At 51.8% G+C, this 15,709-nt stretch carries 14 protein-coding genes, 1 tRNA gene and 1 other annotated feature; all 15 genes read left to right on the top strand.

The window, feature by feature from the left end; translation table 11 throughout:
- A partial coding sequence (locus VGK02_09550; GenBank protein ID HEY3375293.1) for an elongation factor Tu occupies window positions 1–135 on the top strand: 135 nt, incomplete at its 5' end.
- A gap of 115 nt (window positions 136–250) precedes the next feature.
- Window positions 251–400, top strand: coding sequence for a 50S ribosomal protein L33 (gene rpmG, locus VGK02_09545; GenBank protein ID HEY3375292.1), 150 nt, complete (start codon window positions 251–253; stop codon window positions 398–400).
- Window positions 401–449: 49 nt separating this feature from the next.
- A tRNA-Trp gene (locus VGK02_09540) sits at window positions 450–524 on the top strand.
- A gap of 82 nt (window positions 525–606) precedes the next feature.
- Entirely contained in the window at window positions 607–819 is a 213-nt protein-coding gene (gene secE, locus VGK02_09535; protein ID HEY3375291.1) for a preprotein translocase subunit SecE, read from the top strand.
- Between the two features lie 48 nt (window positions 820–867).
- A complete protein-coding gene (nusG, locus tag VGK02_09530) occupies window positions 868–1,392 on the top strand; it encodes a transcription termination/antitermination protein NusG (GenBank protein ID HEY3375290.1) in 525 nt (174 codons plus the stop codon).
- 290 nt (window positions 1,393–1,682) lie between these two features.
- Window positions 1,683–2,108 (top strand): 50S ribosomal protein L11, encoded by a 426-nt coding sequence (gene rplK, locus VGK02_09525; GenBank protein ID HEY3375289.1) that lies wholly within the window; start codon window positions 1,683–1,685, stop codon window positions 2,106–2,108.
- A 158-nt stretch (window positions 2,109–2,266) separates the two neighbouring features.
- Entirely contained in the window at window positions 2,267–2,983 is a 717-nt protein-coding gene (gene rplA / locus VGK02_09520) for a 50S ribosomal protein L1 (protein ID HEY3375288.1), read from the top strand.
- Between the two features lie 62 nt (window positions 2,984–3,045).
- Window positions 3,046–3,223 (top strand) — a sequence feature (ribosomal protein L10 leader region).
- A gap of 93 nt (window positions 3,224–3,316) precedes the next feature.
- Window positions 3,317–3,832, top strand: coding sequence for a 50S ribosomal protein L10 (rplJ, locus tag VGK02_09515; protein ID HEY3375287.1), 516 nt, complete (start codon window positions 3,317–3,319; stop codon window positions 3,830–3,832).
- A 132-nt stretch (window positions 3,833–3,964) separates the two neighbouring features.
- A complete protein-coding gene (gene rplL, locus VGK02_09510; protein ID HEY3375286.1) occupies window positions 3,965–4,348 on the top strand; it encodes a 50S ribosomal protein L7/L12 in 384 nt (127 codons plus the stop codon).
- 209 nt (window positions 4,349–4,557) lie between these two features.
- Window positions 4,558–7,986: a DNA-directed RNA polymerase subunit beta gene (gene rpoB / locus VGK02_09505; protein HEY3375285.1), complete on the top strand. Its 3,429-nt coding sequence runs from the start codon at window positions 4,558–4,560 to the stop codon at window positions 7,984–7,986.
- 15 nt (window positions 7,987–8,001) lie between these two features.
- Window positions 8,002–11,946 (top strand): DNA-directed RNA polymerase subunit beta', encoded by a 3,945-nt coding sequence (locus VGK02_09500; GenBank protein ID HEY3375284.1) that lies wholly within the window; start codon window positions 8,002–8,004, stop codon window positions 11,944–11,946.
- 192 nt (window positions 11,947–12,138) lie between these two features.
- Window positions 12,139–12,510 (top strand): 30S ribosomal protein S12, encoded by a 372-nt coding sequence (gene rpsL / locus VGK02_09495; GenBank protein HEY3375283.1) that lies wholly within the window; start codon window positions 12,139–12,141, stop codon window positions 12,508–12,510.
- Window positions 12,511–12,660: 150 nt separating this feature from the next.
- Window positions 12,661–13,131 carry a 30S ribosomal protein S7 gene (gene rpsG / locus VGK02_09490; GenBank protein ID HEY3375282.1) on the top strand — a complete coding sequence of 157 codons (471 nt, stop codon included), beginning with the start codon at window positions 12,661–12,663 and terminating at the stop codon, window positions 13,129–13,131.
- Between the two features lie 228 nt (window positions 13,132–13,359).
- Window positions 13,360–15,462 carry an elongation factor G gene (gene fusA, locus VGK02_09485; protein ID HEY3375281.1) on the top strand — a complete coding sequence of 701 codons (2,103 nt, stop codon included), beginning with the start codon at window positions 13,360–13,362 and terminating at the stop codon, window positions 15,460–15,462.
- A gap of 125 nt (window positions 15,463–15,587) precedes the next feature.
- Window positions 15,588–15,709 (top strand): GTP-binding protein (locus VGK02_09480; GenBank protein HEY3375280.1); only part of this gene is annotated, 122 nt, incomplete at its 3' end.

Here is a 15,709-nt window from a genome sequence, read left to right as displayed (position 1 = left end):
GTTATGCCGGGAGATAACGTTGAGATTACCGTTGAGCTCATCACTCCGATCGCCATGGAAGAGGGGCTGCGCCTTGCTATTCGTGAAGGCGGACGCACGGTTGGCTCCGGGCGTGTTATTAAGATTACGAAGTAAATAAATCGGGTTTCACGTATACCGGTCAATTGTTATTTGATTGACATTGGCGTCCTAAAACGGTAAACTACCATATGTTTTGCCGTATAGATTAAATTGAGTGGAGGAGCACACAATGCGAGACAAGGTCATTCTCGCGTGTACTGAGTGCAAACGTCGGAATTACACTACTGATAAGAACAAAAGAAAGATGCCGGATCGCATGGAAATGCAAAAGTTCTGTAAGTGGTGTGGAAGCCATACTTTACACAGAGAGACACGCTAAACTATACTTTGAACATAATAGATGCGGTGGTTTTGGCCATCGCACATACAGGGGTGTAGCTCCAATTGGTTAGAGCACCGGTCTCCAAAACCGGGTGTTGGGGGTTCGAATCCCTCCACCCCTGCAGAGTGCCGAGCAGAGTGCCGCCGATATCTCGCACGATATCTCGGCATGATGAGAATCATTAAGTATGGGAAGGATTAGAGATGTCGGATAAGAAGGCTGCGCAGAAAAAGGGTTTTGACTCAATGGGAAAATTCCTAAAAGATGTACGAGTTGAGCTGGGCAAAGTTATTTGGCCGGGCAGAAATGAGGTTGCCTCATCGACGGTGGTCGTTTTGCTTGCCGTAGCGTTCTTTGCAATTTTTATCGGCTTGGTAGACCAAGTATTCGTTCAGCTTATTAGGGTACTGTCTTAGACTACTTTTAGCAGCATAGGGGGAAGGGCCAAAGTGGGGCCCGATATATTGATGAAAAATTGGTACGTAATTCATACGTATTCAGGATACGAAAATAAGGTCAGAGCCAACCTGGAGCACAGGATATCTTCCATGGAGATGGAGGACAAGATCTTTGAAGTGGTGATTCCCACCGAGGAGGTCATGGAGATCAAGGGCGGCAAGAAAACCATCATGGAGCGCAAGGTGTTTCCTGGCTATATCATGGTGCAGATGGACCTTGATGATGATTCCTGGTATGTTGTCCGGAACACCCCTGGTGTGACCGGATTTGTTGGCTCAAGCGCGAAACCGACGCCGCTCTCCGACCAGGAAGTCGATAAAATCCTGGCGCGTCCGGCGTTTGAGAAGCCGAAACCGAAAGTCGAGTTCGAAGAGGGCGAGACTGTCAAGGTTATCGCCGGCCCGCTGGCGGATTTCACCGGGACCATTGCCGAGGTCAACGTCGACCAGAGCAAAGTCAGGGTTATGGTTTCCATCTTTGGTCGCGAGACACCGGCCGAGCTGAACTTCGACCAGGTAGCGAAACTATAGTTAGATTTGTAACTAGGATTGTAGATATAACGCAACAGGGCGCACAGTAGCGGCTTATGCCAATTCTTAAACGGCAAAAGCTCCGTTGTAATAAGTAAAGCGAAATGTGCAGGAAGCACAGAAAGAATCCTGCACTTTTCTTTGTATATATTGTTAGCGGTAGCGGGTGCGCGAATTCTACATGTAGCAGCTAACAGTTGTTATGGATTTTATATAGGTAATTGGATTATCGTTTTGGGCTATTACGCATTTGCTTCTGATATAAGTTGTATGGAAAGGAAGAATCCAAAGTGGCTAAGAAGATGATGGCTAAGATAAAGCTACAGATCTCTGGAGGCCAGGCTAATCCGGCACCGCCGGTCGGTCCGGCGTTAGGCCAGCATGGCGTTAACATCATGGAGTTCTGCAAAGCTTTTAATGCACAGACATCCGACCGCATGGGAACGATTATCCCGGTCGAAATCACCGTGTATGAAGACCGCTCGTTTAGCTTTATCACTAAGACACCGCCGGCTGCGTTTTTGATCAAACAGGCCGCCGGTATCGATAAAGGCTCAGGCGAGCCGCATAAGGTCAAAGTGGCGAAGCTCACGCAAGATCAGGTTCGCCAGATTGCCGAGACCAAGATGCAAGACCTAAGCGCAAACGATGTTGAAGCCGCAATGAAGATTATTGCGGGTACCGCGCGCAGCATGGGCGTCGAGGTCGCGGAGTAGTTGTGTTTTAAATGTGCCGGGCCGGGTTCCAGCCCGCCCGCGCAGTGTTTTTCGGCGAGACATAGGGCATAAATATGTGATATGTGTCTCGCTGTGGGAGGCTCCGTATCGGTAGATAAATTTAAACGGAGCCGGCATTACCACAAGGAGGAAGTAGAATGAAAAAAGGTAAGAAGTACCGCGAAGATCAGACAAAGATCGACAGCACCAAGCTGTACACGCCGCTTGAAGCGGTCACACTCCTCAAAGAGCTCCCTGGCGCTAAGTTCGACGAGACCGTTGAGGTCCACATGAAGCTTGGCGTTGACCCACGAAAAGCCGACCAGCAGGTTCGCGGCACCGTCTCGCTCCCGCACGGAACCGGTAAAACCGTACGAGTTGCCGTTTTTGCACAGGGCGAGAAGGCTAAAGAGGCGGAAGAAGCAGGCGCAGATTATGTCGGCGCGGCCGATCTTGGCGATAAAATCGCCGCCGGTTGGTTCGACTTCGACGTTGCTATTGCGACTCCTGATATGATGGCGACCGTCGGTAAGCTCGGTAAGCTGCTTGGCCCCCGCGGCCTTATGCCGAACCCGAAAGCCGGCACGGTAACGTTCGATATCGGCAAAACCGTCAAAGACGTCAAAGCCGGTAAGATCGAGTATCGTGTTGATAAGTTCGGTATCGTGCATTCGATTATCGGCAAAAAATCATTCCCGGTCGAGAACCTTATCGATAACTACCAGGCTCTCATCGAGGAAATTATCAGGGCGAAACCTTCTGCCGCAAAGGGCAAATACATCAAGACAATCGCTATTGCCGCGACCATGAGCCCTGGTATTAAAGTTGACACGACCAAGACCCGCGATCTCATGGAGGAAACCGTAACAGCATAGCCGGAACGGCATGACTAAAAAATGCTTGACGTTTATGCTGCGGGTTTGATATAAATGACAGGTACAATTGCATAGAGATACCTGAGACAGTAGGTGCCGGACGGCTTAATCGAATGCCTACCGAGGTGTAGAAAAAGGTTCCGTGAGTTGTTATGTATTCAACAAACGGTCACCAATAATCGAGAGATCGAGAAACCATGCCTCCTACTGTTTAAGGTAGGAGGCATTTTTATTGCCTCGCTCTTAGTTAGCCGTAAGTAAAAAGCAAAGAGTACGGAGTTATTACATTAATTCTTTTGACCATGCATTGGTCGTCGGGGAAGGAGGTAAGATATGGCCCGTCCAGAAAAGGAAGCTAGCGTTCAAGAAATTAAAGAAAAAATCGAGAAAGCCACAAGCGTAATCTTAACCGATTACCGCGGTCTTAATTTCCAGCAGATTAGCGACCTTAGAAACAAACTGCGCGCACAGGGCATTGAGTATAAGGTATTTAAAAATACACTTGCTCGTATCGCTGTGCGCGAGCTTGATCTAAGCGACCTCGACGCGTATTTAGTCGGCCCGACGGCAATGGCTATCAGTTACGATGATCCGGTTGCACCGGCGAAGACGTTATCGGATTTTGCGAGAACCGCAAAATTGCTGGAACTAAAAGGCGGTGTTGTTGAGGGCAAGATAGTCAACATGGAGCAGGTTCAAAGTCTGGCTACTATACCGTCAAGAGAGGTGCTCCTCGCAATGTTTATGGGTGCACTAAAAAGCCCGCTTTATGGGTTGGCTGGCAGCTTAAATCAGATCACTGCTGGTTTAGCCCGTGCGCTTAGCCAAGTTGCAGCGCAAAAAGCTTAACGATCAATAGATCTATAAGGTTAACAAGATTGCTATGCCTGCAATCAAACAAACGGCGTAGGAATAAGAAAACGAAGAATAAGCGATGGTTGCCAACCATCAGCAGATAATTTAGGAAGGTGAATATTTAACATGGCAAAGCTAAGTACTGATCAGATTCTCGACGCGATAAAGGAAATGACCGTTCTCGAGCTCAACGATCTCGTAAAGGCGATCGAAGAGACATTTGGTGTTACCGCAGCCGCTCCGGTTGCTGTGGCAGCCGCTCCGGGCGCAGGCGCAGCCGCTCCGGCCGAAGAGGAGAAAACCTCATTTGACGTTATCCTCTCAAGCGCAGGCGACAAGAAGATCCAGGTTATCAAAGAGGTTCGCGCGATTACGAGCCTTGGTCTAAAAGAGGCGAAAGATCTCGTAGACGGCGCTCCGAAGGCAGTCAAAGAGGGCATTACTAAGGACGAGGCCGAGAAGATTAAAGCGCAGCTTGAGGAAGCTGGCGCGGTCGTCGAACTTAAATAATTTCCAGCGCGTTTGGGAATTATTACCTTGAGCTTTCAGGGTTGCAATAGTATAGTTGAGTGGGTGGTTCCAGTGGGCCACCCACTCAATCAGTTTAAGTTAATATTAAAGATTGACCCCTGTATATGTTGACACAGCATAGAGATACTGCTATGCTGTTGTTTTGCGTTTATAGTTCCCACATTACCTTTAAGGAGTGATTTCGTCCCTTGCGAAATGATTTAGGTTTAAGAAATAGACGAACGTTTGCCAAGACTCCCGACATCCTAGAGCTCCCAAACCTCATCGGTGCACAAGTAGATTCTTTCAAGTGGTTTGCTGAGGAAGGTTTAAAGGAGGCATTCCGGGATATTTCTCCGGTCGAGGACTTTACCGGAAATATGGCCATCGAATTTGGGTCGTATAAGTTCGGAGAGCCGGAGCACAGCGTTAATGAATGTAAAGAAAGGGACATGACCTACTCGGCTCGGTTAGATGTAACCGTAAGCCTCATCAACAAAACAACTGGAGAGATTAAGGAAGAGGAAGTCTACATGGGCGACTTCCCGGTTATGACGGATAAGGGAACGTTCGTCATTAACGGGACCGAGCGTGTAGTCGTAAGTCAGCTTGTCCGCTCTCCGGGCGTTTATTTTGACCGAGAGGTTGACAAGCACTCGGACAAAATTCTCTATGCCAGTAAAGTTATCCCTAGTCGCGGTGCGTGGCTCGAGTTTGAGACCGACAAGCGCGACGTAGTCAGCGTGCGTGTCGACCGTAAGCGTAAGCAACCTGCCACGATCCTGCTTAAAGCGCTCGGGTTCGGCTCAAACGATGAGATTCTCGCGCTCTTCAATAACGCGGAGGCTATCAAGCTGACGCTCGAGCGCGATTTTACCGAGACCCGCGAAGAAGCGATGGTCGAGCTCTACAAGCGCCTGCGTCCGGGTGAGCCACCGGCAGTCGAGAGCGCTCGTTCACTTATCGAGAATTTATTCTTCAATCCGCAGCGTTACGACCTGGCAAAGGTCGGGCGCTACAAAGTTAACAAGAAGTTGAACCTGGATATACCGGTCGAAACAACCGTACTCACGCGCGAAGATATCTTAGCAACCATCCAATACATGGTTGGGCTTCTTGATTCGTCGCTGTTCAGAGATCGTTTTGACCTGGTAGACACAGATGATATAGATCACTTTGGCAACAGGCGTATCCGCTCAGTCGGTGAGCTCATCCAGAACCAGTTCCGTATCGGTCTTGCCAGGATGGAGCGTGTGGTTCGTGAGCGCATGACAACACTTGATGTTGAGACCATGACGCCGCGAAGCCTCATCAACATCCGCCCGATTGTGGCATCGATAAAAGAGTTCTTCGGCAGCAGCCAGCTGTCGCAGTTCATGGATCAGACCAATCCGCTGGCCGGTCTCACGCACAAGCGTCGCTTGAGCGCACTCGGCCCGGGCGGTCTTTCACGTGAGCGCGCGGGCTTTGAGGTTCGTGACGTTCACCCGTCGCACTATGGCCGTATGTGCCCGATTGAGACGCCGGAAGGTCCGAACATCGGTCTTATCGGTTCGATGGCTTCATACGCCAGGATTAATCCGTTCGGTTTCATCGAGACGCCGTACCGCAAAGTCGAGAACGGCAGGATAACCGATGAGATTCACTACCTCACCGCGGATGATGAGGATCGATATATTATCGCGCAGGCTAACGCGCGGTTTGATAAAGAGACAGGCGAGTTTCTTGATAGCAGAGTTTTAGTGCGAGTGCGCGATGGCGAGGTCGACTCGGTCGACCCGAAGAAAGTCCACTATATGGATGTTTCACCGAAGCAGATGGTTTCCGTTGCAACGGCGCTTATCCCATTCCTCGAGCACGACGATGCGAACCGTGCGCTCATGGGTTCAAACATGCAGCGCCAGGCGGTTCCGCTGCTTCGCACCGAAGCACCGCTTGTCGGAACGGGTGTCGAGCACCGGGCAGTAAAAGACACCGGCGACATTGTCGTCTCTGATATGAACGGAACGATCACAAATGTATCCGCCGAGATGATTCGCGTAACCGGAAAAGACGGCAAGTTTATCGATTATAAACTGCAGAAGTTCCGCCGTTCGAACCAGGGTACGTGTATCAACCAGAAGCCGATTGTAAACGAGGGCCAGAAGGTCACAAAAGGACAGGTTCTTGCGGACGGTCCGTCGACCGATCGCGGTGAGCTTGCCTTGGGGCAGAACCTGCTGGTCGCGTTTATGCCGTGGGAAGGTTACAACTACGAGGACGCCATCATCTTGAGCGAGCGTATCGTTAAAGAAGATATGTTGACCTCGATTCACATCGAGGAGCACGAGATCGATGCGCGTGACACCAAGCTCGGTCCCGAAGAGATTACCCGCGATATTCCAAACGTCGGTGAAGAGATACTAAAAGACCTCGACGACCGCGGCATTATCCGCGTCGGCGCCGAAGTTAACCCCGGCGATATCCTCGTCGGCAAGGTTACACCGAAAGGTGAGACCGAGCTGACCGCAGAGGAGCGCCTGCTTCGTGCGATCTTCGGTGAGAAAGCGCGCGAGGTTCGCGACACCTCACTTAAAGTACCGCACGGTGAGAGCGGAACGGTTATCGACGTAAAGGTCTTCATGCGCGATGCCGGCGACGAATTGCCGCCCGGCGTCAACGAGCTCGTTCGCGTGTACGTAGCGCAGAAGAGAAAAATCTCGGAAGGCGATAAGTTGGCCGGCCGCCACGGTAACAAGGGTGTTATTTCAAAGATTCTCCCGATCGAGGATATGCCGTTCATGGAAGACGGCACGCCGGTTGATATTATCCTGAACCCGCTTGGCGTACCGAGCCGAATGAACATCGGTCAGGTGCTTGAGACGCACCTTGGTTGGGCGGCCAAAGCCGGCTGGAGCGAAAACGGCAAGAAGAGCGACGGCACCGTCTTCGTTGCGACCCCGGTATTTGACGGCGCGCAGGAGTCGGAAGTTCGCGGTGCGCTCGTAAAAGCCGGTTTCTCCGATACCGGAAAAACAAACTTATTTGACGGCCGCACCGGCGAGCCGTTTAGAGAGCCGATTACGGTTGGCTATATCTATATCTTGAAACTGTTACACCTGGTTGACGATAAGATTCACGCCCGTTCAACCGGCCCATACTCACTGGTCACGCAGCAGCCGCTCGGTGGTAAAGCGCAGTTCGGCGGCCAGAGATTCGGTGAGATGGAGGTCTGGGCGCTCGAAGCCTACGGCGCGGCGTATACCCTGCAAGAGCTTCTGACCGTAAAGTCGGATGACGTTGTCGGTAGGGTGAAGGCCTATGAGGCGATCGTCAAGGGTGAGAACATACCGGAACCGGGTATCCCGGAATCCTTTAAGGTTCTTGTAAAAGAGATGCAAAGCTTGTGTCTCAACGTCGAGGTCCTCTCCGAGGAAGGCGAAGAGATCGAGCTTAAAGAATCCGAAGATGATGTATTTAAGACCGCTGAAGAGTTGGGCATCGATCTTCGCGGTGAAGTAACGGTCGGGCATGAGGCTGAAGAGCCGGGCCCTGAAAATGCGGAGCCCCAGATTGTTGATGATGAATTCAACGAGGAACCGCAGATAGTAGAAGACGAACTAGTAGAGCCCAATCCCGACGAACTAGAAGAGGAATAGAAGGAGGTTTACTCTTTGTTAGATATTAACAACTTTGATGCCTTAAAAATAGGACTGACCTCACCGGAGCAGGTGCGTGCATGGTCTAACGGCGAAGTTAAAAAGCCCGAGACCATCAACTACCGTACGCTTAAACCTGAGAAGGACGGCCTTTTCTGCGAGAAGATTTTCGGTCCGACAAAGGACTGGGAGTGTTACTGCGGAAAGTACAAACGCGTCCGTTTTAAGGGCATTATCTGCGAGCGTTGTGGTGTCGAAGTAACCCGCTCGAAAGTGCGCCGCGAGCGCATGGGTCATATCGAGCTTGCAGCTCCGGTTTCACATATCTGGTATTTCAAAGGCGTTCCGTCGAGGATGGGATACCTGCTTGATATTACTCCGAAAGATATGGAGAAGGTCCTCTATTTTGCCGCCTACATTATCACTGATGTAAAAACGGCCGATAGGGATCGAGACCTCCCGTCACTTCGGATTGAGCTTGATGAAGAATTGCATCAGATAAAGAAACAAGCCGAAGAGCGGCTTGCCGAGATTGAGACGCAGCGCGAGCGCAAAGTTCAAATTGCGCGCGGCGAGATTCAGCCTGAGGAAGGCGAGGGCATGGAGATCGTTGCGGATGGCGCGTCGCCGGAAGCAACCGTTAAGAAAATCGAATCCGAAGCCAAGAAGCTGACCAAAGAGGTCAACAACGATACGGCCAAGAAGATCGAGTGGCTCAGCAAGGTTTTCACCACCTTTGAGTCGCTGCAGCCGAAGCAGCTTATCGCTGACGAGCAAATCTATCGTGAGCTTAAGGTCCGTTACGCCGAATTCTTTGACGGCGGCATGGGTGCCGAATCAATCAAAGAGCTTCTTATAAACATCGACCTCGATAACGAAACGGTCGAGCTTCGTGAAACCATAAAAACGGCGACCGGACAAAAGAGAAGCCGCGCGGTTAAAAGGCTTAAGGTTGCCTCAGCATTTAAGAGAAGCGGTAATAAGCCGGAGTGGATGATTCTTGAGGCTATCCCGGTTATCCCGCCGGACCTTCGCCCGATGGTACAGCTTGACGGTGGACGGTTCGCAACATCAGACCTTAACGACCTGTATCGCAGGGTAATCAACAGGAACAACAGGTTAAAGAGACTTCTCGACCTCGGTGCTCCTGAGATCATCGTAAACAATGAGAAGCGTATGCTTCAAGAAGCCGTTGATGCGCTGTTCGATAACGGCCGCAGGGGTCGCCCGGTTACCGGGCCTGGAAACCGCCCGCTTAAGTCCTTGAGTGATATGCTCAAAGGTAAGCAAGGCCGGTTCCGCCAGAACCTGCTTGGAAAACGTGTCGACTACTCCGGTCGTTCGGTTATCGTTGTCGGCCCTGAGCTGAAACTGCATCAGTGCGGTCTTCCAAAAGTTATGGCGCTTGAGCTCTTCAAGCCCTTTGTTATGAAGCGGCTCGTCGATCTCGGGCATGCACAAAATATTAAGAGCGCGAAGCGAATGGTCGAGCGCGCGAAGTCAATCGTCTGGGATGTTCTCGAGGAAGTCATTAAAGAGCACCCGGTACTCTTGAACCGTGCACCGACACTGCACCGTCTCGGCATCCAGGCGTTCGAGCCGATTCTCGTCGAGGGTAAGGCCATTCAGATTCACCCGCTCGTCTGTACGGCGTTTAACGCCGACTTCGACGGCGACCAGATGGCAGTTCATTTGCCGCTATCTGTTGAGGCGCAATCCGAGGCACGCATCTTGATGCTCTCGGCAAATAACATCCTCTCGCCGGCGCATGGGCGACCGCTGGTTACGCCGACCCAGGACATGGTTCTTGGCGTATACTTCCTGACCGCACAGCGTGACGGCAGCCTTGGCGAGGGTTTGGTGTTCGGCAGCAAAGACGAGGCGGTTCTCGCGTTCGAGGCCGGCGAAGTCGACCTGCAGGCAACGGTCGAATTGCGTGAAAAGCAAGCAAACGGTGAGCGCACAAGACTTGTAACGACCGTCGGTCGTATGATCTTCAACACTGCGTTGCCGGCTGATTTTGAATACGTCAACCACGAGGTCGGCAAGAAAGAGCTCTCCCGTATAGTTGAGAGATTTACGGCTGAGCGGACGATGACCGAAACCGTCGAGATTCTCGACAACGTCAAGGCGCTTGGTTTCCATTACGCAACGCGTGCCGGTATTACCATCAGTGTCTCTGACGTTAAGGTGCCGGAAAACAAGTGGGATATTCTCGACGAGCCGGAAGAAACCGTCGAGCGCATTGATAAGCAATACCGCCGCGGCTTGATTACGAATGAAGAGCGCCACCAGCGGGTCGTCGATATCTGGACCAAAGCGACCGAAGACGTTTCGATTGCGATGGAAAACAACTTCGACAAGTTCAACCCGATCTATATGATGGCGAACTCAGGCGCCCGCGGTAACTTGAAGCAACTCCGCCAGCTCGCCGGTATGCGAGGCTTGGTCGTTAACCCGAAGGGTGATATTATGGATCGCCCGATTAAGTCAAACTTCCGCGAGGGCCTCTCGGTTCTCGAGTACTTTACATCGACGCACGGCGCCCGTAAGGGTCTTGCGGATACCGCGCTTCGAACCGCCGACTCTGGTTACCTAACCAGAAGGCTTGTCGATGTCGCGCAAGACGTAATCATTCGTGATATCGATTGCGGTACCGAGGAAGGCATCCCGGTCCCGGTTCTCGATCCCGAGGGCGAGGTTAACAAGAACACCCTTCTCGGTCGTGTTATTCTCGAGACGGTTGTGCACCCGGAGAGCAAAGAAGTCATTCTTGCCCGGGGTTCTGAGATACGGGGGACCGATCTCGGCCGCTTAAAAGATGCCGGCGTAAAGCAAGTCATGGTACGCTCTGTTCTAACCTGCGAGGCCGTACACGGCGTATGCCGCCAGTGCTACGGCTGGAGCTTAGCAAACGGTCGCATCGTCGACATCGGCGAAGCGGTCGGTATTATTGCGGCGCAGTCCATCGGTGAGCCGGGCACCCAGCTTACCATGCGTACCTTCCACACCGGCGGTGTCGCGGGTGAGGATATTACGCACGGTCTGCCGCGTGTAGTCGAGCTCTTCGAGGCACGTAAGCCGAAAGGCGAGGCGCAAATCGCAGAAGTGGGCGGCACGATCGAAATTAAAGAGACCGAGAAACTCAGGAAGATCATCATCCACGGCAACGATGGCAAGGAGAGAGTCTACCAGGTATCACGTCGGGCGCGTCTGCGCGTGGCGCACGGGGACAAGGTACAGGCCGGCGATCAGCTGACCGAGGGTAGCTTGAACCCGCACGATATCCTGCGTATCACAGGCATGCAAGATGTCGAACTCTACCTGGTACAAGAGGTACAGGAAGTGTACAAGAGCCAGGGCGTCGACATCCACGACAAGCATATCGAGCTTATCGTGCGCCAAATGATGAAGAAGGTTACCGTTTCGGAGCCGGGCGATACCGATCTGTTGCCGGGTCAGCTCGTCGACAGGTATGTCTTCGAGAGGGAAAACCACAGTGCGGTCGAAGCAGGGGGAGAGCCGGCAACGGCGAAGCAGACGCTTCTCGGTATCACGAAGGCATCGCTTGCAACCGATAGCTTCCTGTCGGCGGCATCGTTCCAGGAGACCACGAGGGTCCTCACCGACGCCGCAATCGCAGGGAAGAGCGATCCGTTGCTCGGCCTTAAAGAGAACGTTATTATCGGTAAGCTCATTCCGGCCGCAACCGGTATGAGCAGATACCGTACGATAAAAATCAGGATGGATGGCGAAGAGGAAGAGTCGTTCCTCGATATGGAAGTCATCGAATCCACAGGCCTTGAGGGGGGCGGATACTTCGGAGCGGATATGGAAACTCTCATGGAAGAGGGGCCGTCTGCAATCGATACGATAGAGCTTGCCAACGAAGTAACCTCTCCAGCAGTAGAAAATGAACCGTTTCTGCCGCTAGATGTTGACAGCGACGACGAAGACTGATATATTAAGCTGCCGTGACCCATATTTATAGGCTAATTTAATCAGCAAAACCGCTGCACGGCCATAATAGCCGTGCAGCGTGCTGAATAAAGAAACAAGCCGGAACTACGGTGTGAGCTCCGGCTGTTTAATAATCATAGTTGTGCAATAAAAGTATTTAAGAATTAGTAGAAGTAAGAAGGAGTGTAGAGGTTGCCTACAATTAGTCAGCTGGTAAAAAAAGGTAGAAAAGAAAAGCCAAGTAAAACGGCTACGCCAGCGCTACAAGGTGCTCCACAGCGGAGAGGAGTCTGCACCCGCGTTTACACGACGACACCGAAAAAGCCGAATTCGGCACTCAGGAAAGTCGCCAGGGTACGTTTGACCAACGGTATGGAGGTCACAGCGTATATCCCGGGCATCGGCCACAATCTGCAAGAGCACTCAATCGTGCTCGTGCGTGGCGGCCGTGTTAAAGACTTGCCGGGTGTTCGCTACAAGATTATTCGTGCGGCACTTGATGCGTCTGGTGTGTCGGATCGTAGACAGGCTCGCTCTAAGTATGGCGCTAAAGCACCGAAGTAAGCGTTAGCATATTCCCACGTGCTACAAGCATTGCTATGTGGGTATGGATTTGATGTGTTCATGCGTAGTCTTATAGGCGGATAAGAGACTTAAAGACTCGTATGTGCATGTATTTTTATTTATTGTCATGTAAGAATTGTGGAGGATGAAATGCCGAGAAAAGGACCAGTTACGAAACGGGAGATCATACCCGATCCGGTCTATAACAATAAGCTTGTTGCTCAGCTCATCAATGCGATTTTGAAGAAAGGCAAAAAAGGCGTTTCCGAGCAAATCGTGTATGAGTCGTTTGACATTATTCGTGAAAAGACCGGTTCAGATCCGTTGACTGTGTACCGCAAAGCGATGGATAACATCAGGCCTGCGCTTGAGGTTAGGCCGCGCAGGGTCGGTGGCGCAACATACCAAGTTCCAGTCGAAGTTCCATCAACACGTGCGACAACTCTGGCGCTTCGCTGGCTGACGGGGTATTCGCGCGACCGCAAGGAAAAGAGAATGGCCGAGAGATTGGCTGGAGAGATTTTGGATGCGGCAAATGGTGTTGGTGCTTCCATGAAGAAGAGAGAAGATCTCCAAAAGATGGCCGAATCAAACCGAGCGTTTGCTCACTATCGCTGGTAACCTGGTAACTAGAGACTAGATACTAGAAACTGGGCTTTTAAAGCCTAGGCGGTAACGCTTAAGAGTTTGACGGGTCTTGATAGTATCTTTATCGTAGCAATTTAAAGTAGGTTGTATTTTCTTAAGGTTGTTTGAAAGAAGTAGAAGTTTGTAAGATATTCTAGTTTCTAGAGATGCTTTAGCATCATTCTGGTTTCTAGTATCTAGCTAGGAAGGGTTTAGTTTTTTATGTCGAAAAGATTTCCGCTTGGAAAAATAAGAAATATCGGGATTATGGCTCACATCGACGCCGGCAAGACGACGACTACCGAGCGAATCCTGTTCTATGCGGGCCGCACACACAAAATCGGTGAGGTTCACGAGGGAACAGCCATCATGGATTGGATGGTTCAAGAGCAGGAGCGCGGTATTACGATTACGTCTGCTGCTACAACTTGCCACTGGAACGATCATCGCATCAATATTATAGATACGCCAGGGCACGTGGACTTCACCGTAGAGGTCGAACGCTCGCTTCGCGTACTTGACGGTGCGGTTGCGGTATTCTGCGCAGTCGGTGGTGTCGAGCCGCAATCAGAGACTGTCTGGCGCCAGGCCGATAAGTATCGCGTTCCGCGTATCGCCTACATCAATAAGATGGACAGAACCGGTGCCGATTTCTTCAACGTCATTCAGATGATGAAGGGTCGCCTCGGCGCAACTCCGGTTGCGCTCCAGCTGCCAATCGGTAGCGAGGATCAGTTCACCGGCATTATCGATCTCGTGCGCATGAAAGCGATCATTTATAAAGACGATCTCGGTAAGGTTATCGAGGAAGTCGACATCCCGGCAGAGCATGCGGATAAGGCTGAGGAGTATCGCATGCATCTCGTAGAGGCCGCAGCAGAGCAGAACGAGGCACTGCTTGAGAAATACCTCGAGGGCGGCGAGCTCACGGTTCCAGAGATCGCAGAAGCGATTCGTAAAGCAACGCTCGAAGTAGCGATTACACCTGTTTTTGTTGGCTCGTCCTTCAAGAACAAAGGCGTGCAGCCGCTGCTTGATGCGATTAACGATTACCTGCCGAGTCCAATCGATGTGCCGCCGGTTAGCGGCATCATCCCGGGCAAAGAGGATCAGGTTGTCGAGCGCTTAGCATCAGACGACGAGCCGTTTACGGCGCTCGCGTTTAAGATCATGGTCGACCCGTACGTCGGTAAACTCACCTTTTTCAGGGTGTACGCCGGTGTTCTTAAAGCAGGGGACACAGTCCTTAATACATCGACCGGCAAGCGCGAGCGCATCGGTCGAATCCTGCAGATGCACGCCAACCACCGCGAGGAATTGAGCGAGGTTGCAACAGGGGATATCGTTGCCGCTGTTGGTTTGAAGCAGGCTACAACCGGTGATACGCTCTGCGATCCAAGCCATCCGGTTCTTCTCGAGTCGATGGTCTTCCCGGAGCCGGTTATCGCGGTTGCGATCGAGCCGAAAACCAAAGCCGATCAAGAGAAACTTTCAACGGCTCTCGCGAAACTTGCCGAGGAAGACCCGACGTTTAGGGTTAAAACCGATGAGGAAACCGGCCAGACCATCATCGAGGGTATGGGCGAATTGCACCTTGAGATTATCGTCGACCGCTTGATGCGCGAGTTTGGCGTTCAGGCAAACGTGGGTCGCCCGCAGGTTTCATACCGCGAGACGGTCAAGAAGGCCGTCACGGGCATACATGGTCGGTACATTCGCCAGACAGGCGGCCGCGGTCAGTTCGGTCACGTTGTTATCGACCTCGAGCCGGTACAGGGCATAGGTTATGAATTCGTCGACGCGATTGTCGGCGGTAAGGTACCGAGGGAGTACATCCCGGCGGTGGATAAAGGTATCCAGGAAGCATTGACCGCAGGCATTATGGCCGGGTTCCCGGTTGTTGATGTCAAGATAACGCTCAAAGACGGTTCATACCATCCGGTTGATTCGTCAGAGCTCGCCTTTAAGATCGCCGGTTCAATGGCGTTTAAGGAGGCTGTAAAGAAGGCGCAACCGGTACTGCTTGAGCCGGTCATGGCCGTTGAGGTCACGGTGCCCGAGGAGTATATGGGCGACGTTATCGGTGATTTAAGCTCACGCCGCGGTCACATCATCGGCATGGAACCGCGCGCCGGTGCCCAGGTAGTTCGCGCTGAAGTGCCGCTTGCCGAGATGTTCGGGTACGCGACCGATTTGCGCTCAAAGACACAGGGTAGAGCGGTGTACACGATGCAGTTTAAGCATTACCAAGAGCTTCCGCAAAGCCTTGCTGAAGAGATTGTTAGCAAGGCCCAGGGTGAATGGTCGATTGCGGCCGGAAGCTAACTATAGGTTCAAGGTCTTGGGGCAGAGAGTAATCTCGACCTCGGGCCTTATGTTATAGATAAGTTGTGCAATTTTAATTCGAAGGGCTACAAGCCTACGAGATCTTTATAGGGAGGAATAAACGTATGGCCAAAGCGAAATTTGAAAGAAACAAACCCCACATGAATATCGGAACCATCGGTCACGTGGACCACGGCAAGACCACTCTTACCGCGGCGATCACCAAGACCCTTGCCGAGAAGGGGTG

It is taken from the genome of Candidatus Aquicultor sp. (assembly GCA_036504445.1).
GTDB lineage: Bacteria > Actinomycetota > Aquicultoria > Aquicultorales > Aquicultoraceae > DASXVE01.
Note: the sequence above shows the minus strand (reverse complement) of the source record. Positions and strands in the feature narration are given on the sequence as shown.